The 20,752-nt window shown below is 62.9% G+C and carries 21 protein-coding genes; 1 reads left to right on the plus strand and 20 read right to left on the minus strand.

Annotated features, from left to right (window positions below):
• Positions 1-20 precede the first annotated feature (20 nt).
• From NQ490_RS05365 to NQ490_RS05380, 4 genes are all read right to left on the minus strand, one after another.
• Positions 21-335 (minus strand): hypothetical protein, encoded by a 315-nt coding sequence (locus NQ490_RS05365; RefSeq protein ID WP_007045458.1) that lies wholly within the window; start codon positions 333-335, stop codon positions 21-23.
• Positions 336-506: 171 nt separating this feature from the next.
• Positions 507-1,184: a PepSY domain-containing protein gene (locus tag NQ490_RS05370; protein ID WP_007045459.1), complete on the minus strand. Its 678-nt coding sequence runs from the start codon at positions 1,182-1,184 to the stop codon at positions 507-509.
• 76 nt (positions 1,185-1,260) lie between these two features.
• Positions 1,261-2,625, minus strand: a complete 1,365-nt coding sequence (locus tag NQ490_RS05375) for a sensor histidine kinase (RefSeq protein WP_007045460.1) — start codon at positions 2,623-2,625, stop codon at positions 1,261-1,263.
• The gene (locus NQ490_RS05380; RefSeq protein WP_007045461.1) at positions 2,622-3,296 is read right to left on the minus strand and encodes a response regulator transcription factor; all 675 of its coding nucleotides are present in this window, start codon (positions 3,294-3,296) and stop codon (positions 2,622-2,624) included. The genes NQ490_RS05375 and NQ490_RS05380 overlap by 4 nt, the downstream gene beginning before the upstream one ends.
• Before the next feature lie 148 nt (positions 3,297-3,444).
• Here NQ490_RS05380 and bilQ point away from each other — a divergent pair, with 148 nt between their 5' ends.
• Positions 3,445-3,864, plus strand: coding sequence for a bilirubin utilization transcriptional regulator BilQ (gene bilQ, locus NQ490_RS05385; RefSeq protein ID WP_007045462.1), 420 nt, complete (start codon positions 3,445-3,447; stop codon positions 3,862-3,864).
• A gap of 314 nt (positions 3,865-4,178) precedes the next feature.
• Here bilQ and NQ490_RS05390 read toward each other — a convergent pair whose 3' ends face one another.
• From NQ490_RS05390 to NQ490_RS05465, 16 genes are all read right to left on the minus strand, one after another.
• A complete protein-coding gene (locus tag NQ490_RS05390; RefSeq protein WP_007045463.1) occupies positions 4,179-5,507 on the minus strand; it encodes an MATE family efflux transporter in 1,329 nt (442 codons plus the stop codon).
• Positions 5,504-5,956, minus strand: coding sequence for a MarR family winged helix-turn-helix transcriptional regulator (locus NQ490_RS05395; RefSeq protein ID WP_007045464.1), 453 nt, complete (start codon positions 5,954-5,956; stop codon positions 5,504-5,506). Before NQ490_RS05395 ends, NQ490_RS05390 begins: the two co-directional genes overlap by 4 nt.
• 190 nt (positions 5,957-6,146) lie before the next feature.
• A complete protein-coding gene (locus NQ490_RS05400; RefSeq protein ID WP_007045465.1) occupies positions 6,147-7,085 on the minus strand; it encodes a transketolase family protein in 939 nt (312 codons plus the stop codon).
• Entirely contained in the window at positions 7,082-7,933 is an 852-nt protein-coding gene (locus tag NQ490_RS05405; RefSeq protein ID WP_007045466.1) for a transketolase, read from the minus strand. Before NQ490_RS05405 ends, NQ490_RS05400 begins: the two co-directional genes overlap by 4 nt.
• A 1-nt stretch (position 7,934) precedes the next feature.
• The gene (fsa, locus tag NQ490_RS05410) at positions 7,935-8,594 is read right to left on the minus strand and encodes a fructose-6-phosphate aldolase (protein ID WP_007048732.1); all 660 of its coding nucleotides are present in this window, start codon (positions 8,592-8,594) and stop codon (positions 7,935-7,937) included.
• Between the two features lie 24 nt (positions 8,595-8,618).
• Positions 8,619-10,109 carry an L-fucose/L-arabinose isomerase family protein gene (locus NQ490_RS05415; protein WP_259951661.1) on the minus strand — a complete coding sequence of 497 codons (1,491 nt, stop codon included), beginning with the start codon at positions 10,107-10,109 and terminating at the stop codon, positions 8,619-8,621.
• Between the two features lie 21 nt (positions 10,110-10,130).
• Positions 10,131-10,766, minus strand: a complete 636-nt coding sequence (locus NQ490_RS05420; RefSeq protein ID WP_007048681.1) for a DUF4867 family protein — start codon at positions 10,764-10,766, stop codon at positions 10,131-10,133.
• Between the two features lie 11 nt (positions 10,767-10,777).
• The gene (locus tag NQ490_RS05425) at positions 10,778-11,452 is read right to left on the minus strand and encodes a YczE/YyaS/YitT family protein (protein WP_007048682.1); all 675 of its coding nucleotides are present in this window, start codon (positions 11,450-11,452) and stop codon (positions 10,778-10,780) included.
• Positions 11,449-11,685 (minus strand): hypothetical protein, encoded by a 237-nt coding sequence (locus tag NQ490_RS05430; protein WP_007048683.1) that lies wholly within the window; start codon positions 11,683-11,685, stop codon positions 11,449-11,451. The genes NQ490_RS05425 and NQ490_RS05430 overlap by 4 nt, the downstream gene beginning before the upstream one ends.
• A gap of 18 nt (positions 11,686-11,703) precedes the next feature.
• Positions 11,704-13,179, minus strand: a complete 1,476-nt coding sequence (xylB, locus tag NQ490_RS05435) for a xylulokinase (RefSeq protein ID WP_007048684.1) — start codon at positions 13,177-13,179, stop codon at positions 11,704-11,706.
• Between the two features lie 33 nt (positions 13,180-13,212).
• Positions 13,213-14,385 carry an ABC transporter permease subunit gene (locus NQ490_RS05440; protein WP_007048685.1) on the minus strand — a complete coding sequence of 391 codons (1,173 nt, stop codon included), beginning with the start codon at positions 14,383-14,385 and terminating at the stop codon, positions 13,213-13,215.
• A gap of 27 nt (positions 14,386-14,412) precedes the next feature.
• Positions 14,413-15,966, minus strand: a complete 1,554-nt coding sequence (locus tag NQ490_RS05445; protein WP_259951664.1) for a sugar ABC transporter ATP-binding protein — start codon at positions 15,964-15,966, stop codon at positions 14,413-14,415.
• Between the two features lie 112 nt (positions 15,967-16,078).
• Positions 16,079-17,275, minus strand: coding sequence for a substrate-binding domain-containing protein (locus NQ490_RS05450; protein WP_007048689.1), 1,197 nt, complete (start codon positions 17,273-17,275; stop codon positions 16,079-16,081).
• A gap of 256 nt (positions 17,276-17,531) precedes the next feature.
• Positions 17,532-18,662: an ROK family transcriptional regulator gene (locus NQ490_RS05455; RefSeq protein ID WP_007048691.1), complete on the minus strand. Its 1,131-nt coding sequence runs from the start codon at positions 18,660-18,662 to the stop codon at positions 17,532-17,534.
• Between the two features lie 181 nt (positions 18,663-18,843).
• Positions 18,844-19,905, minus strand: a complete 1,062-nt coding sequence (locus NQ490_RS05460; protein ID WP_007048692.1) for a carbohydrate kinase family protein — start codon at positions 19,903-19,905, stop codon at positions 18,844-18,846.
• A 7-nt stretch (positions 19,906-19,912) separates the two neighbouring features.
• Positions 19,913-20,743 (minus strand): class II fructose-bisphosphate aldolase, encoded by an 831-nt coding sequence (locus NQ490_RS05465; RefSeq protein ID WP_007048693.1) that lies wholly within the window; start codon positions 20,741-20,743, stop codon positions 19,913-19,915.
• Between the last annotated feature and the right edge of the window lie 9 nt (positions 20,744-20,752).

Raw genomic sequence — 20,752 nt, forward strand, 5'->3', positions numbered from 1 at the left:
GTACTCCCCCATTGTCGTCCTTACGCCCGGCAGCCCCAGCCGTTGCCGTGGCAGCCGGTGCCCCGGTTGTCGCAGACGCCGTCGCCGTCCTCATCCACAAAATACCGGCCCTGTCCGGCATGGTCACAGACCCCGTCGCCATCGGCGTCATAGCGGCAGGTACCGTCGGCGCGATAATCGCAAACGCCATCGCCGTTTTCATCGGTAAAGAGGCACTGGGCTGTGGTGCAGGCGCGCTGCATGGCGCTGCGGCCCGGTCCGGCGGCCCACACCCCGGTGGCGCCCACCGTGCAGGCAAGGGCTGTGGCGGCAATCATGATGGCAGTTCGTTTCATAGTCGGTTCCTCCTTGTGAAGTCAGGGTCAATTTGCCTTTCACCTGGAATACGAACCGGCGGGGCCGATCCATTCATCGCCGCCCGAATTTTTTTCTGATTTTATCTTACCCGCCCGGAAATGCCCTGTCAATCCAAAAAGGCGCCCCGCAGGGCGCCTTTTGGCTGTGGTTCAGTCCTGTTCCTGGGAGTAGCTGAGGATGGCGCCGGTGTCGGCGTCGATCTCGTAGTCGTACTCGGTGAAGCCCACCTTCCAGGAGAATTCGTACACCGTGCGGCCGTCATCCCGGTCGGTCTCCAGCTCCATGGCCCGGGTGTCGCTTTCCGCCACACCGGCGTGGTTCAGAGCGATCTGCTTGGCCTGGTCCGCCGTCACCGGGCTGCCGGTGGTCGTCTGGGCGGTCAGGTTCTCGGCGTCGTAGTCGTAGGAGAGGATCTCCCCGGTGGTGGCGTCGAGCTCGTAGTCATACTCGGCGGTGTCCTTCAGGAACTCCACATCGTAGACCGCCCGGCCGTCGTCGTAGTCCAGCTTGATACGCACGGCCTGCAGATCAGCTTCGGCCAGCCCCGCGTGCTCCAGCGCCGTGGCCTTGGCGGCGTCCTCCGAGATGTAGCCGCTGTTGGGATCGGCGCTGCCCGCGATGCCCGCCGTGGGCTCACTGGCCGGGGCAGCCACCGGCGCCTGGGCCGTAGCCTGGGGCGCCACATCCACGGCGTCCTGGGGGGTGTCGGTGGCGGCGGGGGTGGCCTGCTGGCGCAGACCGTTGAAACCGGCGGCTTCGGCACAGCCGGTGAGCAGCAGAGCGGAGAGAGCGGCGGTCGCCACGAAGATCAGGGTAGATTTTTTCATCTGTATTTCCTCCTTTGCATCAGGTGTGGTTTGTTTTGTTGTGCTTTCAGTATACCCGGGAAAGATTAAAGCCACATTAAACTTTCTCACTTTTTTCGCAGGGAATGCAAAAGGTGAAAACACTGCCCTTGCCCGGCCGGCTCTGTACCGTCACCCGGCCGCCGTGGGCTTCGGCGATCCACCGCACCATGGACAGCCCCAGCCCGGCCCCGCCGCCGCTGCGGGCGGGGTCCGCCTGCCAGAACCGCTGCCAGATCTTGTCCTGGTCCTCTGCCGCAATGCCGATGCCGTCATCCTCCACCGTGCCCACCGCTTCGCCGTCCTGCCGGCGGAGCGTCAGCCTCACGTGGCCGCCGGGGCGGCCATAGTGGATGGCGTTCTCGGTCAGGTTGATGAGCAGCCGCATGAGCAGCGTCTCATCCCCCTGCACCGTCACACCTGGTTCCAGGTCGGTTTCCACCGTGATGTTCCGGGCCGCCGCCTGTTCCGCCTCGGTCTCGGCCACTATCCCGGCCAGCTCACTCAGGTCCACGTTTTCCTGCTGCACCACCTGGCGGCCCTTGTCCGCCCGGGCCAGCATCAGCAGCTGGGACAGCAGGGACGCCATCCGCGCCGCCTGGGCGTGGATGCTCTCCAGCGCCGCGCGGGTCTCGCCCCGGGGGTCGGTGTTCTCCAGGGCGTACTCACTCTGGGACAGAATCACCGCCGTGGGGGTGCGCAGCTCATGGGAGGCATCGTCGGTGAACTGCTTCTCCCGGTCGAAGGCCTCCTCCAGCCGGGCAAACATGGCGTCAAACTCGGCGGCCAGGGTGTAGATCTCATCCCTGCGGCCGGTCAGACCGATGCGGCGGGACAGATCATTCCCCGCCCCGATCTCCCGGGCAGTCTGGGTGATCTGCCGCACCGGCGCAAAGGCCCGCCGGGTGAGCAGATACCCGCACACCGCCGCCAGCACCACAAACACCGGCAGCACCAGAAGTGCCGCCCGCCACAGGGTACCCAGGGTGGAATCCACCGCATCGGCCGCTGCGATGCTGCGCACCCACACCGGGCCGTAGTCCTCCACCGTGATCTGCTCGTCGTAGAGATACCAGGTGCGGCCGCCGCTTTCCACCGTGCGCAGGGAGGCGTCGTCGAAAATCACCGAGTTGTCGAACGCCCGGGGCACAAAGCCGTAGAGGGGCACCCCCGCCGTGTCGTACAGCGAGAGATAGACCCCGTCATCGAAGGCTTCCAGGTCCCGGTCGATCTCCAGTTCCCCGTCCTTGGCCTCCAGTTCCTTGCGGCTGTCCTCGGCCATGGTCTGCATCCGGTCCAATGTGGCCTGCCGGGCCGACTGCGCTCCCGCGTGAAACAGAAACCCCAGGGAAAGCCCCGCCAGCAGCACCATGAACACCGCATAGAGCAGCGTGACCCGCAGGGTAATGGATAAACGCTTCATACTTCCTCCCGCAGGACGTAACCCACGCTCCGCACCGTGTGGATGAGTTTGGGCTGGCGTCCCTCGTCGATCTTTTTGCGCAGATACCGGATGTAGACATCCACCACGTTGGAACCGCCCTCGTAGTCATAGTTCCAGACGCCCTGGCTGATCCGCTCCCGGGAGAGCACCACCCCCGCGTTGCGGGCCAGATATTCCAGCACGGCGAACTCCTTGGCCGACAGGGCGATCCCCTGCCCGCCCCGGGAGGCCGTGCGGGCGATGCAGTCCACCTGCAGGTCCGCCACCGTGATGACGTCGCTGACCTGGTCCGCCCGGCGGCGGATGAGCACCCGCAGCCGCGCCAGCAGCTCCTGCAGGGCAAAGGGTTTGACCAGGTAATCGTCGGCGCCGCTGTCCAGGCCCCGCACCCGGTCGTCGATGCCGTCCCGGGCCGTGAGCAGCAGCACCGGCGTCTTGTCCCCGGCTGCCCGGCGGCGGCGCAGCACCTCCAGTCCATCCACCCCCGGCAGCATGATGTCCAGTATCACCGCGTCGTACTCGCCTCCCGCCAGATAATCCAGCGCGTCGGTGCCCGTCAGGCAGCTGTCCACACTGTACTGGGCCGCCTTCAGCTGTTTGACCAGCAGGGCGTTCATCTCGGGCTGGTCTTCCACCACAAGGATCCGCATGGCTCCTGTCCCCTTTCGTCTTTTTTACTATGATACCATAAAAAGATGAAAGCAAAATGAGAACTGCCGGATTTTGCCGCAGTTTTTTACTTGACCAAGACAAGTTCAAGATGCTATACTGGGGTTCAGCAAGAAAGGAGTCCCGTCTATGTTCCGCACCTTTTCCTATGCCTGTACGGTGCTCTACCGGCGGTTCAGCCATTATACCTCCGGGCGGCTGAACCAGTGGGGCCTGAGCTTCGGCACGCTGTTTTTCGTGATCTATGTGGGTAAGCATCCCGGCTGCACCCAGAGCGAGCTCACCGCCGCTTTGCATCTGGACTGGGGGCACAGCCAGCGCACGGTGCTCAAGCTGGTGGAGAGCGGGTTTCTGCACCGCGAGAAGGACGGCCGGGCCTATCGGCTGACCCTGAGCGAGAAAGGGCAGCAGGCCTTTGCCGCCAGCCATCAGGTCTTTTTTGACTGGGATGAGCAGGCACTGGCCAACCTGACCCCCGACGAGCGCACCCAACTGGTGAACCTTTTGTACAAGGCACTGGGCCGCGGTCCCCGCCCCGGCCCGCTGTAAAAACTGCACGACGCCCCGTACCTTACCGGTACGGGGCGTCATACTTTTTTCAAAAGATGTTCGGGGTTTGTTCAAAGACCTTTGATGGGTTGCACACAATCATCCGGTATACTGTATAACGTCAACAGAACCAACGCGGGCAGCGCCCGCACCATTTTCCACTGTGCCTTGGACCATGCGAGGGCAACCGCCCGGTCAAGGCCAGACAACCCACAAGGCTTTGTGCCATTTTATAGATCCGGACGGTCCCCCTGCGCGGCACCGCCCGGGCATCGATCCCCCGGCCGTAGCTTTACCGCCGGGGGATCGGTGTGTCAGTAGTGGTAGGTGGATTGTTTGACCCGCAGAAAGCCCAGCGTGACGCAGACCGCCATGGCCTCCGCCGCCACCAGGGATGCCCAGATCCCGTCCACCTGCCATACCAGAGGGAACACCAGGACGCAGAGCACCTGAAACACCAGGGTACGCAGGAAGGAGATCGCCGCCGAGACCAGACCATCGTTGAGGGCGGTAAAGAAAGAGGAGCCGAAGATGGCGAATCCCGAGAAGAGGAACCCGAAGGAGAAAATGGCAAAGGCATGTTGGGTCAGGGCCAGCAGGGCGGCGTCGTAGCCCACAAAAAGGTGGGACAGCGGCGCAGCCAGCAGTCGGGCGGCGGCGAACATCGCCACCGCAAAGGCCGCCAGGATGGTGCCGCTTTTGCGCAGCAAGCTGTGAAGTTCGGTGCGGTTGCCGGCGCCGAAATGGTAGCTGACCACCGGCGCTGTGCCCACCGAGTAACCGATAAACATAGCCTGGAAGATCATGCTGACGTACATGAGCACCCCATAGGCGGCGATGCCGTCCTCCCCGGCGTAGCGCAGCAGCTGGGCGTTGTAGAGCATGCTCACCAGCGACATGGAGATGTTGCTCATCAGTTCCGAGGAACCGTTGGTGCAGGTCTTTCCCAGTGCCCGGCCGTCCCACCGGGTGGCGCCCAGGCGGAGGCGTCCGCCCCGGCCGCGGGCAAAATAGGCAAGCGGCAGCAGACCACCCACACACTGGCTCAGGGCAGTGGCCGCCGCAGCTCCCGGCAGGCCGAAGCCCAGCACCGCCACGAACAGCGCGTCCAGCACCATGTTGGTCAGCCCCGACGCCACCGTGACGCCCAACCCCAGGTTGGGTTTTTCCGCCGTGACGCAAAGACACTGGAATTCATACTGCAGCACATAGGCGGGAATGGCCGGCAGCAGCACGGTGCCGTAGGTGATGCAGTCCTGCAGCATGGCGCCTTCCGCCCCCAGAGCCGCCGCCAGAGGACGCAGCAGCAGAAAGCCCAGCCCCGCCAGGATCACGCCGCAGACCACCGAGCTGTAGACGATGAGGGAGAACAGCTCGTTGGCGCGGCGGTCGTCCCCCTCGCCCATAGTCTTGGCGATGAGGGCCCCGCCGCCGGTGCCGAACATGAAGCCCACCGACCCCAGGATCATGAGAAAGGGCAGGATGAAGTTCACCGCCGTGAAGGCCGTCTTGCCCACGAAGTTGGAGACAAAGAACCCGTCCACCACACCGTAGATGGAGGAAAACACCAGCATCACGATGGAGGGCAGCGTAAAACGCAGCAGCCGGGCGTAGCCGAAATGTTCTGAGAGACGGATCTTCATGCCAGCGGCCCTCCCGGTGCGGCGGCGCGCTGCCGCATATCGTTGAGAAACCGCTCGGTCAGGGCCAGGTAGCGCTGCACATCCTCCGCCGACCAGGCCCCGAAGACGTCGTTTTCCATGGCGATGACCGGCAGCGCCGTGCGCTCCGCCAGCGCCCGCCCGGCCTCGGTCAGGCGTACCTGCTTGCCCCGGCTGCCCGAGGTTTCCAGAAAGAGGACGCCCTCCCCTTCCAGTTTACGCAGCGCCGAATTCACCGTCTGCTTGGTCAGGCCGCTGCGCCGCCGGACCTCCTGCAGCGGGCAGGGTTCCCCCGCGTCACAGACGGCATACAGGATCTTCATGGCGCTGTCCGAAACGCCGAGGGCGTGGGCCATCTCATGGTAGAGGGCCTCGGTCTCCCCCAGCAGATAGTTGAACCGGTTCAGCGACGCCCGGGTCTTGCCTTGCATACAGAATGCCTCCTTGGGTACGATTTCGTACCATGAGTATAGTACGATTTCGGACCAAAGTCAAGGCAGGCAGTTTGCGCACAAAAAAAAGCGTGCCGGCCCCGAAGGACCGACACGTTTTTGAATAGGGAGCGACACGCAACCATGGGATTGCGCAGCGCAGGGTCATAGGATTGCGGGCACCGGGTGCTCAGACCAGCTCCTTCACGGCAGCCACGATGGCATCGCTGCGCAGGCCGAACTGTTCCAGCAGGTCCCAGGCGGGGCCGGAGTGACCGAAGACGTCCTTCACGCCCACCCGGCGCATCTTCGTGGGGCACTGCTCGCCCAGCACGGCGGCCACGGCTTCGCCCAGACCACCCAGGATGCTGTGCTCCTCGCAGGTGACGACGGCACCGCATTCCTTGGCCGCCTTGACGACGATCTCCTCGTCCAGCGGCTTGATGGTGCAGAGGTTGATGACCCGGGCGTGGATGCCCTCGTTTTTCAGCTGTTCGGCAGCGGTGAGAGCCTCGCCCACCTCCAGGCCGGTGGCAATAATCGCCACGTCGTTGCCCTCGGTGAGCTGCTCGCCCTTGCCGATCTCAAATTTGAAGTTGGCTTCGTCATGGAAGACCGGCACAGCCAGACGGCCGAACCGCAGGTAGACAGGGCCCTGGTGCTCGTAGGCTGCCTTCACGGCGGCCCGGGCTTCCACGTCGTCGGAGGGGCAGAGCACCGTCATGCCGGGGATGGAGCGCATGAGCGCGAAATCCTCGCAGCACTGGTGGGAGGCACCGTCCTCGCCCACCGAGATGCCGCCGTGGGTGGCACCGATCTTCACGTTCAGGTGGGGGTAGCCGATGGAGTTGCGCACCTGCTCGAAGGCGCGGCCCGCGGCAAACATGGCAAAGCTGGAGGCAAAGGGCACCAGCCCCATGGCCGCCATGCCGGCGGCGGTGGCCATCATGTTGCTCTCGGCGATGCCGCAGTCAAAATGACGGTCGGGGTAGGCTTTTTTGAAGACGCCGGTCTTGGTGGCGGCGGCCAGGTCGGCATCCAGCACCACCACGTCGGGATGGTCCTGTGCCAGTTCCACCAGCGCGGCGCCGTAGCTGTCGCGGGTGGCGATTTTCTTGACCTCACTCATGCCTGCGCCTCCAGTCCCGCCAGCTGGGCGTTCAGTTCGTCCATGGCGATCTTGTATTCCTCGTCGTTGGGAGCCTTGCCATGCCAGCCCACCTGGTTCTCCATGTAGCTGACGCCCTTGCCCTTGGTGGTGTGCATCAGGATGGCCGTGGGCGCCCCGGTCTGCCGGTGGAAATACTGGAAGGCGTCCTCCATCTGGACGAAGTCGTGGCCGTCGATGGACACCGTGCGGAACCCGAAGTCCCGCATCTTGGCATCCACCGGATCGGTGGGCATGACCTCGCTGGTGGGGCCGTCGATCTGCAGCCCGTTCAGGTCGATGATGACACAGAGGTTGTCCAGCTTGTACTTGGCGGCAAAGAGGAAGGCCTCCCATACTTCACCCTCCTCGATCTCGCCGTCTCCCAGCAGGGCGTAGACCCGCACGTCATCCTTGTGCAGGTACTTGGCGGCCTTGGCCATGCCTGCGGCGCAGGAAACACCCTGGCCCAGGCTGCCGGTGGACATATCCACGCCGGGCACCGTGTTCATGTTGGGGTGGCCCTGGAGGTAGCTGTCGATGTGGCGCAGGGTGGGCAGGTCCTCCACCGGGAAGAATCCCCGGTAGGCCAGCGCGCTGTACAGCCCCGGCGCGGTGTGCCCCTTGGAGAGGACGAACTGGTCCCGGTCCTCCCATTTGGGGTTGGCGGGGTCGATGCGCATCTCTTTGTTGTACAGGTAGGCAAACAGTTCCGCCGCCGACAGGCTGCCGCCGGGATGCCCGGCCTTGGCGCCGTGGGTGGATTCGATGATGCCCATCCGCACCTTGCAGGCTGCGATCTGCAGCGCCAGACGTTCTTCGTTCGTCATATCATTCACCAAAGACCTTGCAGTAGTCGGCCTTGAACTTCTCGATGCCGGAATCGGTCAGGGGGTGATGGAGCATCTGCTCGATGACCTTGTAGGGCACCGTGGCGATGTCCGCCCCGGCCAGGGCGCAGTCCGTCACATGGATGGGGTTGCGCACGCTGGCGGCGATGATCTGGGTCTCGATGTCGGGGTAGTTGAGGAACATGTCGTGGATGGTCTCGATGAGCTCGATGCCCCGCTGGGAGATATCGTCCAGGCGCCCCAGGAAGGGGCTGACGTAGGTGGCACCGGCGCGGGCGGCCAGCAGCGCCTGGTTGGCGCTGAAGATCAGGGTGCAGTTGGTGGGGATGCCCTTGGCGGACAAGGCTTTGATGGCCTTGAGGCCCTCGGCGGTCATGGGGATTTTTACGACCATGTGCTTGGGGTCCAGGGCGTAGATGGCCTCGCCCTCCTTGACCATCGTCTCGGCATCGGTGGTGGTGGCTTTCACCTCACCGCTGATGGGGCCGTCCACGATGGTGGCGATCTCCGCCAGGGTCTCGGCGTAGTCGCGGCCTTCTTTGGCGATGAGGCTGGGATTGGTGGTGACGCCTGCAATGACGCCCATGTCGTTGGCCTTGCGGATCTCCTCCACATTGGCCGTATCAATGAAGAATTTCACAGCAGAAAACTTCCTTTCTGACGATTACGCCCAGGGATTTTCGGTGGGATAGGGCAGGGTCTTGGGCTGGTTGTAGGCGATGTCGCCGATGCCCAGATACTTGAAGACCTCGAACAGCGCCTTGCCGCAGTGGCTGAAGGCCACGGCGCCATGGTGCGGGTAGCGCTTCTGGATCAGCACATGGCGGTAGAAGCGGCCCATCTCGGGGATGGCGAAGATGCCGATGCCGCCGAAGGAACGGGTGGCCACCGGCAGCACCTCGCCCTGGGCAATGTAGGCGCGGAGGTTGCCCTCGCTGTCACACTGCAGACGGTAGAAGGTGATGTCCGACGCCGCGATGTCGCCCTCCAGGGTGCCGCGGGTGAAGTCGGGATCGCTGCCCGCCGGCTCCAGCAGACGGTGCTGGATCAGCTGGTACTTCACGGCACGGTCGGCGCACATCTTGCAGGACGGCGTGTTGCCGCAGTGGAAGCCCATGAAGGTATCGGTCAGCTTGTAATCGAACTTGCCGGCGATCTCCTCGTCGTAGATGTACTTGGGTACGCTGTTGTTGATGTCCAGCAGGGTGACGGTGTCACCGGAAACGCACATACCGATATATTCGCTCAGGGCGCCGTAGATGTCCACCTCGCAGGAGACGGGGATGCCGCGGCTGACCAGGCGGCTGTTCACATAGCAGGGCTCAAAGCCGAACTGGGACGGGAAGGCCGGCCAGCACTTGTCGGCGAAGGCCACATACTTCTTGCTGCCCTTGTGCGCGTCGGCCCAGTCCAGCAGGGTCAGCTCGAACTGCGCCATGCGGGCCAGCAGGTCGGGGTAATACTTGCCCTCGCCCATCTCGGCGGCCATGTCGGCACAGACGTCGGCGATGCGGGGATCGTTGGCATGGGCCTTGTAGGAGACCAGCAGGTCCAGCTCGGAGTTCTCCTCGATCTCCACGCCCAGCTCATACAGACCCTTGATGGGGGCGTTGCAGGCGAAGAAGTCCTGGGGACGCGGGCCGAAGGAGATGATCTTCAGGTCCTTCACGCCCAGGATGGTCCGGGCGATGGGCACGAACTCGGCGATCTTGTCCGCCAGTTCCTCGGCAGTGCCCACGGGGTACTCGGGGATGTAGGCGCCCAGGTGGCGCATGCCCAGGTTGTAGGAGCAGTTCAGCATGCCGCAGTAGGCGTCGCCGCGGCCGTTGATCATATCGCCGTCACCCTCGGCAGCCGCCACGTACATGACGGGGCCGTCGAAGTATTTGGCGATGAGGGTCTCGGGGGTCTCGGGGCCGAAGTTGCCCAGGAAAACCGTGAGGGCGTTGCAGCCCGCAGCCTGCACATCGGCCACCGCCTTGAGCATGTCGGCCTCGTTTTCCACAGTCACGGGGCACTGGTAGAGATCTACGCCCTTTTCCTTGCAGGCGGCGGTGATGTTCTCACGGCGCTGGGTGGACAGGGCAATGGGGAAACAGTCACGGCTGACGGCGATGATGCCGAGATGCACGTCAGGAATATTCGTGGATTTCATGGGGAAGTACCTCCTTTATTTTTACAGCAGGGATGCAATATCAATGTTTTCCCCGGTGAGGGCCTGTACGGCGCCCTGACCGGCTTCGTCGGACTCGGGATGGGCCAGCAGCCATTTGTTGCAGGCCCACAGGGTCTTGTCCTCGTCGTTCAGCGGGGTAATGTCGGGCTTGGGACCGTTGGTGCCCCGGGGCAATACGACCACCACCTGGAATCCGGCGCCGGTGGAGGCGGAGCAGGGGGCGTAGTGCAGCGTGGTGGCGTAGACTTCCACCACCACACCGGCGGGTACCCGGAAAGCCTGGACTTTGGCGGTGTCCAGCTTGCCGTCCACCACGTCGTCCTCCTTGGCCAGCAGCAGGATGAAATCCTGGGCGCCGATGTTCAGCTCGCTGTCCCGGTGGTATTCCAGGCAGTTGAGCTTGGTGTTGTGTCCGTTGCACCAGCCCAGCTGAACGGGCATGCCGCCGTAGCCGTTGGCGGAGAACTGCGCCGCGATGGGCAGCTGCTCCAGCTCCGGCTGGGAAGGCACGTACTCCACCCCCGCCGGGACCGGGGTCACAGACTGCAGGGTCTGCACCAGGGCGGCTGTATCATATCCCGCCAGGACCTTGCCGTAGGGGGCAAAGGCGGCGTCGAATACCGATTGAATTTTCATAACATATCACCTCAAGAGCGGGAAGGCATTCCCGCAAATCGTTCCAATGCAAAGGTACAGATCTTCTGGCTGAGGGGAAAGAACAGCTGCGCGGCCGGTCCCACCAGAAAGGCACAGATGATGGTCCCCACGCCTACCACGCCCCCCAGCAGAAAGCCGATGAGCACGAAGGCCAGGTCCACCCCGATGCGCACGGGGCCGAAGGGTTTGCCGCTCTTGTCGCTGAGGACCACGGCCACCAGGTCGTTGGGGCCGGTGCCCGCCTGGGAGCGGATGACGATGGTCATCCCGAAGGCCAGGATGACGCAGCCTACCGCCAGCAGGCCCAGCCGGACCGCCAGCGGCAGCCCTTCATTGAGGAAGGGCGACAGCCACGCCGTGTAGACATCGATGATCGGGCCGCCCAGTGCCATGCAGAGCACCGTGCCGATGCCCACATAGCTGCGGTCCACCACCAGGAGGACCAGCATGATGAGCAGGGACACCAGCAGATGGACCCGACCGTGGGTCATGGGAAATCCCGCAATCTGCGGGAAGGAGCGGAACAGACCCTGCACAAAGACGTTGAAGGGGTCCGAACCCAGATTGGTCTGAAGGAACAGCGCCACACCCAGATGGGCGATCCACAGCCCCAGGAGCAGCAGCACCACCCGCACGACGAGTTCCCGTATGGTCTTGCCTTTCACGGTTCCTCCTTGGTCAGTGCCTCCGACCGGGCGGCGCGCTCCTTGCGGTAGCGCCACAGGGCGTAGCCGCAGAAGGCCAGGCCGCACAGCCCCAGCACGCCGCCGGCGCCGTAGGCCAGCAGATCATTCATGCCGGTGCCGCCGGACAGCTGCCCGCTGATGATCTGGTAGGCCAGATACACCAGGTAGGCGCCCACTGCCAGGCGCAGGATCATTTGGGTTTGTTCCTTCATACAGGCCGCTCCTTCCGGTTACAGCATCTTGGGATAGAGCGCTTTGAGCGCGGGATAGATCTGAGAGAACTGCCGGTAGCGTTCCTCGTAGCGGGCGGCGATGGCCGGATCGGGATGGACGGTGTCCGCCACCCGGACCAGCTTGTCACACACCGCCTGGACGCTGGGATAGGCACCGCAGGCCACCATGGCCAGCATGGCGCCGCCCATACCGGGCCCCTGCTCCGAAGCGGGGGTGTCCAGCTCCACGTTGAGTACGTTGGCGATGATCTTCTTCCACAGCGGGCTCTTGGCGCCGCCGCCGCAGATCATGCTGTGGCGGATGTCTAGTCCCAGGGAACGGGCCACCTCAAAGCTGTCCCGGATGGCGAAGGCCACGCCTTCCAGCACGGCCTGGGTCAGGTCGGTGCGGGTGGTGTCCATCGTCATGCCCAGGAAGACGCTGCGGGCGTTGGTATCGTTGATGGGAGAACGCTCGCCCATCAGGTAGGGCAGGAAATACACATGGTTGCGGCCCAGCATATCGTCGGTGATGGCCGCCTGGGCGCCGCTGTAGTCCTGGGTGCCCAGGATGTCATCCATCCACCACTTGTTGCAGGAGGCGGCGGAGAGCATGCAGCCCATCAGGTGGTAGTGCCCGTCGGCATGGGCGAAGGCATGCAGGGCGTTGTGGGGATCCACACCGAAGTGGTCGCTGGAGATGAACAGCGTACCCGAGGTGCCCAGGCTGATGTTGCAGGCGCCCTCCCCCACCGTGCCGGTGCCCACGGCGGCCGCGGCGTTATCCCCCGCGCCGGCGCAGACCGTGACGGTTTCGGGCAGGCCCAGCTGGGCCGCGATGTCGGGACGCAGGGTGCCCACAGCCTCGTAGCTTTCAAACAGCTTGGGCATCTGGGCCTCGGTGATGCCGCAGAGATCCAGCATCTCCTTGCTCCAGCACTTGTGCTCCACGTCCAGCAACAGCATGCCGCTGGCGTCGGAGTAGTCGGTGCAGTGCACCCCCGTGAGGATGTAGTTGATGTAATCCTTGGGAAGCATGATCTTGCGGATCCGGGCGAAATTCTCCGGCTCGTTCTTCTTCATCCACAGGATCTTGGGGGCGGTGAAGCCCGCAAAGGCGATGTTGGCGGTGAGGGCAGAGAGCTTCTCCCGGCCGATCTCCTCATTGAGGTACTCCACCTCTTTGGCCGTGCGGCCGTCGTTCCACAGGATGGCCGGACGGATCACCTGATCGTTTTCGTCCAGCACCACCAGACCATGCATCTGGCCGCCGGCGCCGATGCCGGCCACCTGGGATTTGTCGAAGGAGGCCAGCAGTTCGGGAATGCCGCCCAGCACGGCCTTTTTCCAGTCCTCGGGGTTCTGCTGACTCCAGCCGGGCTGGGGGAATTCCAGAGGATACTCTTTGGAAATGGTATTTTTGATGTGGCCTTCCTCGTCCATGAGCAGCAGCTTGACGGCCGAGGTGCCCAGGTCAATTCCTATGTACAGCATAGTTTCCTCCCAAAAGTCACCGCCGGGTGAACATTACTTGCCGGACTTGCGGCTGGTGACCACGTCGAAGATGACCGCGACCAGGAGCACGCCGCCCTTGACCACGTACTGCCAGGAGTCGCCGATGCCCATGATGGACATGCCCATGTTGATGACACCCAGCAGCAGAGCGCCGATGACGACGCCGCCCACCGTGCCGCTGCCGCCGTAAGCGGAGGCACCGCCGATGAAGCAGGCACCGATGGCGTCCATCTCGAAGGAGGTACCGGTGGAACCGTTGACGGAACCGACGCGGGCCGCGTTGAGCAGGCCGCACAGACCGGCCAGCAGGCCCATGTTGGCGTAGGCGATGAAGTAGATCTTATCAGTGTTGATGCCGGAGAGCTTGGTGGCTTTTTCGTTGCCGCCCACGGCATAGAAGTAACGGCCGAACGCGGTCTCGGCAGTGATGAAGTTGTAGATCAGGCAGACGGCCAGCACCCAGATCAGCATGACCGAGATGCCGTTGTACTGGCTGAGCAGGTAGCAGTAGTAGAGGATGAGCGCGGCGATGAGGCCGGTCTTGACATAGTCGCTGGCAGCGCTGTTCTGGCGGTAGCCGTTCTTGGCGCGGTCGCGGCGGCTGCGCACGGTGTTGAGGATGACCAGCACGGCGGCCACCACACCGACGATAAGGGCGGAGTAGACGGTGTCACCGTCGTCCAGACCGGGAATCTTGATGTACATGGTGAAGATGTTCAGGAAGGTGGAATCCTGGATCGCCACGGTCTTGTTGTCGAGGATCAGGCGGCCGATGCCGCGGAAGACGAACATGCCGCCCAGGGTGGTGATGAAGGGCGGGATGCGGACATAACCGATCCAGTAACCCTGCCAGATACCCACCAGCAGGCCGGCCGCCAGGCAGACCAGGATGGTCAGGACGGGGTTGATGGACATGTTGGTGATCATGACGGCAGCCAGACCGCCGACCAGGCAGATCACCGAACCGACGGCCAGGTCGATGTTACCGCCGGTGAGGATGCAGAGCAGCATGCCGCAGGCCATGACCAGGACGTAGCCGTTCTGGAGCAGCAGGTTGGACATGTTCTGTGCGTAGAGCAGGCGTCCGCCGGTGAGGTAGGCGAACAGGATAAAGACGACTACCAGTGCGATGACCATGGCGTACTTGGTCAGGAAACTGGAAACTTTCATTTTGGTTCCATTCATGAGTGTCACACTCCCTATTCAACGTGATTAAGCTTTGGCCGTGTCGCGTACGGTGTCGCGGATGATGTAGCCCATGATGCTCTCCTGGGTGGCGTCGGCGGCATTGACCTCCGCCAGCAGGCGGCCTTCATTCATGACGTAGATGCGGTCACACATGCCCAGCAGTTCGGGCAGCTCCGACGAGATCATGACCACCGACTTGCCGCGGCTGACCATGTCATTGATCAGGCAGTAGATATCGTACTTGGCACTGACGTCGATGCCGCGGGTGGGCTCGTCCAGGATCAGCACATCCGGCTCGGTGAACATCCATTTGCCCAGCAGGGCTTTCTGCTGGTTGCCGCCCGACAGGTTACCGATGTGCTGTTCGATGGTGGGCGTCTTGGTACCCATCTCGGTCTTCATGTCGTCGGCTTCCTTGACTTCCTTGTCCCGGTCGATGATGCCGCTGTGGCAGACCTTGTCCAGACGGGCCAGGGTGGTGTTGAAGCGGATGGTCTCGCCCAGGATCAGGCCGTTGGTCTTGCGGTCCTCGGTGACGTAGGCCAGGCCGTGGTGGATGGCCTCCTCGGTGTTCTTGAGGTGGACCTTCTTGCCGTTGAGATAGAGCTCGCCGGTGATCTTGCTGCCGTAGCTGTGGCCGAAGATGGACATGGCCAGCTCGGTACGGCCGGCGCCCTGCAGGCCGGAGAAGCCTACCACTTCGCCCTTGTGGACCTTGAAGGAGATGTTGTCGTCCACAATGCGCTCGGGATACAGCGGATGATGGACGGTCCAGTTCTTGACCTCCAGGCTGATCTCGGGCTGGATGTGGCTCTCCCGCTTGGGATAGCGGTCCTCCATGGGACGGCCGACCATGCCCTTGATGATGCGGTCCTCGCTGAATTCGTCCACGCCCTTGACCAGCGTCTCGATGGTGGAACCGTCGCGGATGATGGTGGCCTTGTCGGCGCAGTAGATGATCTCGTTGAGCTTGTGGGTGATGATGATGGACGTCAGGCCCTTCTTCTTGAAGTCGATCAAGAGGTCCAGCAGCATCTTGGCGTCCTCGTCGTTCAGGGAGGAGGTGGGCTCATCCAGGATCAGCAGCTTGACCTTCTTGGAGAAGGCCTTGGCGATTTCCACCAGCTGCTGTTTGCCGGTGCCGATGTCCTTGACCAGGGTCTGGGCCGATTCGTGCAGGCCCACCTGCTTCATGTGGCGCTCGGCTTCATAGTAGGTCTTGTTCCAGTCGATGGTGCCCATCTTGTTGCGGATCTCGTTGCCCAGGAACATGTTCTCGCCGATGGAGAGCAGCGGGATCAGCGCCAGTTCCTGGTGGATGATGACGATACCCACCGCTTCGCTGTCCTTCTGGGACTTGAACTGGCAGAGCTTTCCGTCGTAGTAGATCTCGCCGGTGTAGCTGCCCGCGGGATAGGTGCCGGAAAGCACATTCATCAGCGTGGATTTGCCCGCGCCGTTCTCACCGATCAGGGCGTGGATCTCGCCGGGTTCCACCTGCAGATTCACGTTGTCCAGTGCCTTGACGCCGGGAAACTCCTTGGTGATGTTTTTCATCTCCAAAATATACTTCGACAAAGGGGATTGCCTCCTTTTCGTCTTGCCTGCCAAAACACAATGGGCAGGGCAGCTGGCCCCGCCCATTGCATTAACGGTTCGGCAATTGATTCAGATTGTTACGTACTGCGGATCAGGCGGCCGGATGCAGGTAGCCGTCAGCGTCCTGGGTGTAGTAACCGGTGTCGACCAGCTTCTCGGTCATGTTGTCCTTGGTGACAACGTCGGGAACCAGCAGGAAGGACGGGCAGTTGTTGCCGTCAGAGGTGAAGTAGGACTCGGTGTCGTAGCTGCAGTCGAAGTCCCAGCCGGAGTTGGTGATCAGGCTCTCATCGATGGTGTCGCCGTTCAGGATGGCCTTGCCCAGGTCCAGGGTGACAACGGCTTCGTTGGAAACGGCCTTGTACACGGTCATGGACTGCAGACCGTCGACGATGTTCTTCAGGTTGGCTTCGTCGCCGTCCTGACCGGTGATGATGGGCTGGTTGGAGCCGGCGTAGTCAGACTGGATGGCCTGGGAAACGCCCAGCGCGGTGGAGTCGTTGGAGCACAGCCAGACATCAACCTGGGTGCCGTCGGCGTAGTAGGAAGCCAGCACGTTCTGGGCACGCTCCATAGCGGTCTGGGAATCCCACTGGGCGGTGGCTACGGTGTCGAAGTCGGTCTGACCGGAGACGACGACCAGCTTGCCGGAGTCGATGTAGGGCTGCAGGACGTCCATGGCGCCCTGATAGAAGTAAGTAGCGTTGTTGTCGGCGGGGTCACCGGCGGTGATCTCCATGTTGAAGGGACCGGCCGCGTTGTCCAGATCCAGGGTGTCCACGATGTACTGGCCCTGCAGCGTACCGACGGTGTAGTTATCGAAGGATACGTAGTAGGAGGCGTTGTCGTTCATGATCAGACGGTCATAAGCGATAACGGGGATGCCGGCCTCACCGGCTTCGTTCATAACGGTGTTCAGCGCTTCACCGTCGATGGCGGCCACGACCAGCAGGTCGACGCCGTCGGCGATCATGTTCTGGATGTCGCTGACCTGGCGGTTGGTATCGTTATCGGAATAGGTGATAACGGTCTCATAACCGGCGTCCTTGAACTGCTGGTCCAGGTAGGAACCGTCGCGGTTCCAGCGTTCCAGAGACTGGGTGGGCATGGACAGGCCGACCTTCTGGCCGCCGGTGGAACCGCCCTCAGAACCGGTTTCCGCGGTGGACTCGGTGGTGGCCGCCTCCGAGCTGGACTCGGCGGTGGAACTGGTGCCACCGCTGGAGCAGCCAGCCAGCGAAACGATCATCGTTGCAGACAGTGCAGCAGCCAAAATACGCTTTTTCATTGTGAATCGCTCCCTTTTTTAATATAATTGTGTCGAATGTGTTCGACTACCTCCGCAGTTTGAGAAAGAACTTTTGTAAATATCCTTTCTGTTTGCATTCATAGAATACACCAAAACCATTCAAGATGTCAATACAATTTTGTGCATTTTCATAACTCTGTCATACATTTGGCGGCTTGTACAAAAGCCGATTTTGATTTTATGCAATTTGGACAATAAAAAAAGTCGCCGCCTTGGAGGCAGCGACTGGATATGTTCAAAGCTGTTTGACGAACTCATAGAGCAGCCGGGTGGCGGCGCCGATACAGACCGAATGGCCCGAACTGGGGCAGAAGGTCAGGAAATCCACCCGGTCGCCCGGGGAGCTCAGCGCCCGGATCAGCGACTGGAGACGGTGCTGGTAGGGCGGCAGATACTGGGAGAGCTGGCCGCCGATCATCAGCGGGCAGTCCAGGATGGTATGGATGATGGTGACCGCATGGGCCAGATCCTCCAGATAGGTATCCCACAGTGCCCGGCAGGCGGCATCCCCCTCCTCCACCCGCTGGAAGAAGACATCCAGACTGATGTCCAGATCGTCCGAGAGCAGGGCCGTGGAGCAGTAGGCTTCCAGGCAGCCCCGCCGGCCGCATTTGCAGGGCCGTCCGCCGGGATGCAGGCAGATATGGCCGAACTCGGCGGCCCGGTGTTCCACGCCATCGTAGAGCTTGCCGTCGATGAGGATGGCGCCGCCCACGCCGCGGTTCAGGGACAGATAGGCCATGCTGGGCTGGTCGGTGCGTTTCCACCACTCGCCGAAACCGCCGCAGGTGGCGTCGTTGTCCAGCAGGACCTTGTAGGGGATCCGGCTCAGGAAGCGGGCGGGCGTGGAGGTGTGCACCCCGATGGTGGGGGCATATTCGATGGTCATCTCGGGGCCGATGATGCCGGGCAGCGTCAGCGCCACCCCCAGCAGCCGGTTCCGGTCCAGATGGTTGCTGTCCAGGAAATGTTCGATGAGGCCGGCCAGTTCCCCGCCGTAGGTCTCGGTGTTGGCAAAGGGCAGCGCGGCCCGCTGGCTGGCCAGCGTCTCCTTGCGCAGATTGATGGCCACGATGCGCAGATCCCGGCTGGTCAGCTCGATGCCCAGGGCGAAGCGGGCGTCGGGCAGCGGCACGATGAGCTGCGGACGCCGGCCGCCGGTGGAATCGGTGGTGACCGAGCGGTCGATGAGGCCCATCTCGGTGAGTTCGTTCAGGTTCTGGGTCAGCGTGGGCAGACTCATGGACAGCTGGAAAGCCAGCTCCTGTTTGGTAACGGGCTCCCACCGCGCAATGAGATAGCGGTAGACCCGGTTGCGGTTCTGTTTACGCAGCTCTACTGTGGATAACGGTCTGTGAGCACTCATAACAGCCCCCTTGCACCAACTTTTGTAAAACTGGTTTCATTATACCATGGAACTGTGCAGAATGCAAACGCTGCAGCCAAAAAAACGGTTGAAATTGTGCAATATTTTTGTATTTTCCGGTGGAGTGGAACAAAAAAGCCACCGGCTCATGCCGGTGGCTCCGGGTGTACTTGCCAACCCGTTACAGTTTTTCCCAGCCGGAGGCGATTTTTTCGTCCAGCTCGGCGAAGGTGCGCAGCCCGCTGAGGGCATCGTAGGCTTCCACGCAGCTGGCACCGGTGCCCGCCGCATAGTGCAGGCAGGTCTCCAGGGGACAGCCGTCCAGCCGGGCCTTGAGGAAGGCCGCAATGCTGGTGTCCCCCGCCCCGGTGCCGGACAGCACCCGCGCCGGTTTGTAGCTGCGCTCGAACCGCTCGGTGGTGCCGTCGGTGTAGTAGAGCCCCGGCGTGCCGCACTTGATGAGCAGCTCGTGGGCCCCCAGCGCCAGCACCTGCCGGGCCAGGGGGCGGATGTCGGTGTCCAGATCCAGCACGGCGGTGACGTCGCCGCCCTCCGCCCGGCGCAGCCAGCGCTCATACCGCGGCCGGTCCGCCATGAAGCAGAGTTCCTCCACACTGGGCACAAAGCAGTCCACATAGCGCAGCACCCGCCGCAAAATCAGCGTCCAGTCCGCCCGGCCGGCGTCGGTGCCGGGGTCCACCGCCGCCATATCCAGCGAGGTGTGCAGCCCCGCCGCCTTGGCACGGCGGAAGATCTCGGCCAGTTCGGCGCCGTCCTCGGCGTACATATGGCGCATGAGGGGCGGATACCCGAAGTGGAACCAGGCCGCTCCGGTCAGTTTGTCGGAGTCAATGTCGTCAGCCCGGAAGGTATCGTTGGCGCCGGGATTGTGCAGGAAGATGCGGTCGGTGCCCGGCGGCGCGATGACGATGGAGTAGGAGGTGCTGCTGTCCGGCGAGACGATCATCCCTTCCGCCGCGTCATACTGCCGCAGCCGTTCCAGGATGAGCCGGCCGAAGTCGTCATCCCCCACCTTGCCCATCAGTTCCACCTCGGCGCCGAGGATCTTCAGCGCCAGACCGGTGTTGGCCACGGCGCCGCCGGTGTGCAGGTCCACCCCCGCCATCTGCACCAGCTTGCCGGGGGCCAGCAGCCGGTTCAGCGGCTGGGGACTGCCCGCGGGAAAGACCGGCGTGATGTCCAGGCAGATATGCCCCGCCACGATGATCTTTTTGCCTGCCACGGCGCGCTCACCCCCTGCCCGCGCTGCCGAAGATGCGCATCTTCTTCATGGTCTCCTGCTGCACCGCGTCGGCGATGCCGTTCTGCAGGTCGGTGAGGCCGCAGCCCTCCCGGTAGAGGTCGTGGGCGGCCCGGGCCGCCGCACAGTTGATGTCGGTAAAAATGTTGATCTTGGCGATGCCGTTGGCCACACAGTTCCGGAAATTCTCGTCGGACAGGCCGCTGCCGCCGTGGAGCACCAGCGGGGTGGACACGGTATGGGCGATCTCGGCCAGGCGGCCGATATCCAGCCTGGGTTTGGATTTGTAGGCGCCGTGAGCTGTGCCGATGGCCACCGCCAGGGCGTCCACCTCGGTGCGGTTCACAAAGTCCAGGGCCTGGGCGGGCTGGGTGTAGATGCTGCCGTCATCGTCGGCCACATTGTCCCCCACATGGCCCAGTTCCCCCTCCACCGAGGCGCCGAACAACCGGGCAATGCGCACCATCTGGGCCACCCGGCCGATGTTGTGCTCGTAGGAATCGGTGGAGCAGTCGTACATGATGGAGGAAAAGCCCAGCCGCAGGGCTTCCAGGATCTTCGGCTCGGTGAGGCCGTGGTCAAAGTGCAGCACCACCGGCACCGTGGCCTTTTTGGCCATGGGCAGCAGGAAATAGGCCAGTTCCTCCAGGCTGGCGTAGGGCAGAAGCACCTCCGCCGTGCCGATGATCACCGGGCTTCTCAGCGCCTCGGCGGCCGCCAGCACGCCCTTGGCCATCTCCAGATTCACCGTGTTGAACAGCCCCACACCGTAATGGTTTTTCTGGGCGTCTTTCAGCACTTCCCGCAGGGTAACAAGCATTGGTATCCC

It is taken from the genome of Subdoligranulum variabile, from assembly GCF_025152575.1.
In the GTDB taxonomy this organism is placed as follows: domain Bacteria; phylum Bacillota; class Clostridia; order Oscillospirales; family Ruminococcaceae; genus Gemmiger; species Gemmiger variabilis.

Coding starts and splice junctions, on each gene's coding strand:
- NQ490_RS05415 (WP_259951661.1), bottom strand. CDS start 10,109: ATGAAATCCACGAATATTCCTGACGTGCATCTCGGCATCATCGCCGTC.
- NQ490_RS05400 (WP_007045465.1), bottom strand. CDS start 7,085: ATGAGTGAGGTCAAGAAAATCGCCACCCGCGACAGCTACGGCGCCGCG.
- NQ490_RS05455 (WP_007048691.1), bottom strand. CDS start 18,662: ATGAGTGCTCACAGACCGTTATCCACAGTAGAGCTGCGTAAACAGAAC.
- NQ490_RS05405 (WP_007045466.1), bottom strand. CDS start 7,933: ATGACGAACGAAGAACGTCTGGCGCTGCAGATCGCAGCCTGCAAGGTG.
- NQ490_RS05465 (WP_007048693.1), bottom strand. CDS start 20,743: ATGCTTGTTACCCTGCGGGAAGTGCTGAAAGACGCCCAGAAAAACCAT.
- xylB (WP_007048684.1), bottom strand. CDS start 13,179: ATGCTGTACATAGGAATTGACCTGGGCACCTCGGCCGTCAAGCTGCTG.
- NQ490_RS05395 (WP_007045464.1), bottom strand. CDS start 5,956: ATGCAAGGCAAGACCCGGGCGTCGCTGAACCGGTTCAACTATCTGCTG.
- NQ490_RS05390 (WP_007045463.1), bottom strand. CDS start 5,507: ATGAAGATCCGTCTCTCAGAACATTTCGGCTACGCCCGGCTGCTGCGT.
- bilQ (WP_007045462.1), top strand. CDS start 3,445: ATGTTCCGCACCTTTTCCTATGCCTGTACGGTGCTCTACCGGCGGTTC.
- NQ490_RS05420 (WP_007048681.1), bottom strand. CDS start 10,766: ATGAAAATTCAATCGGTATTCGACGCCGCCTTTGCCCCCTACGGCAAG.
- NQ490_RS05380 (WP_007045461.1), bottom strand. CDS start 3,296: ATGCGGATCCTTGTGGTGGAAGACCAGCCCGAGATGAACGCCCTGCTG.
- NQ490_RS05375 (WP_007045460.1), bottom strand. CDS start 2,625: ATGAAGCGTTTATCCATTACCCTGCGGGTCACGCTGCTCTATGCGGTG.
- NQ490_RS05430 (WP_007048683.1), bottom strand. CDS start 11,685: ATGAAGGAACAAACCCAAATGATCCTGCGCCTGGCAGTGGGCGCCTAC.
- NQ490_RS05365 (WP_007045458.1), bottom strand. CDS start 335: ATGAAACGAACTGCCATCATGATTGCCGCCACAGCCCTTGCCTGCACG.
- NQ490_RS05370 (WP_007045459.1), bottom strand. CDS start 1,184: ATGAAAAAATCTACCCTGATCTTCGTGGCGACCGCCGCTCTCTCCGCT.
- NQ490_RS05450 (WP_007048689.1), bottom strand. CDS start 17,275: ATGAAAAAGCGTATTTTGGCTGCTGCACTGTCTGCAACGATGATCGTT.
- NQ490_RS05440 (WP_007048685.1), bottom strand. CDS start 14,385: ATGAATGGAACCAAAATGAAAGTTTCCAGTTTCCTGACCAAGTACGCC.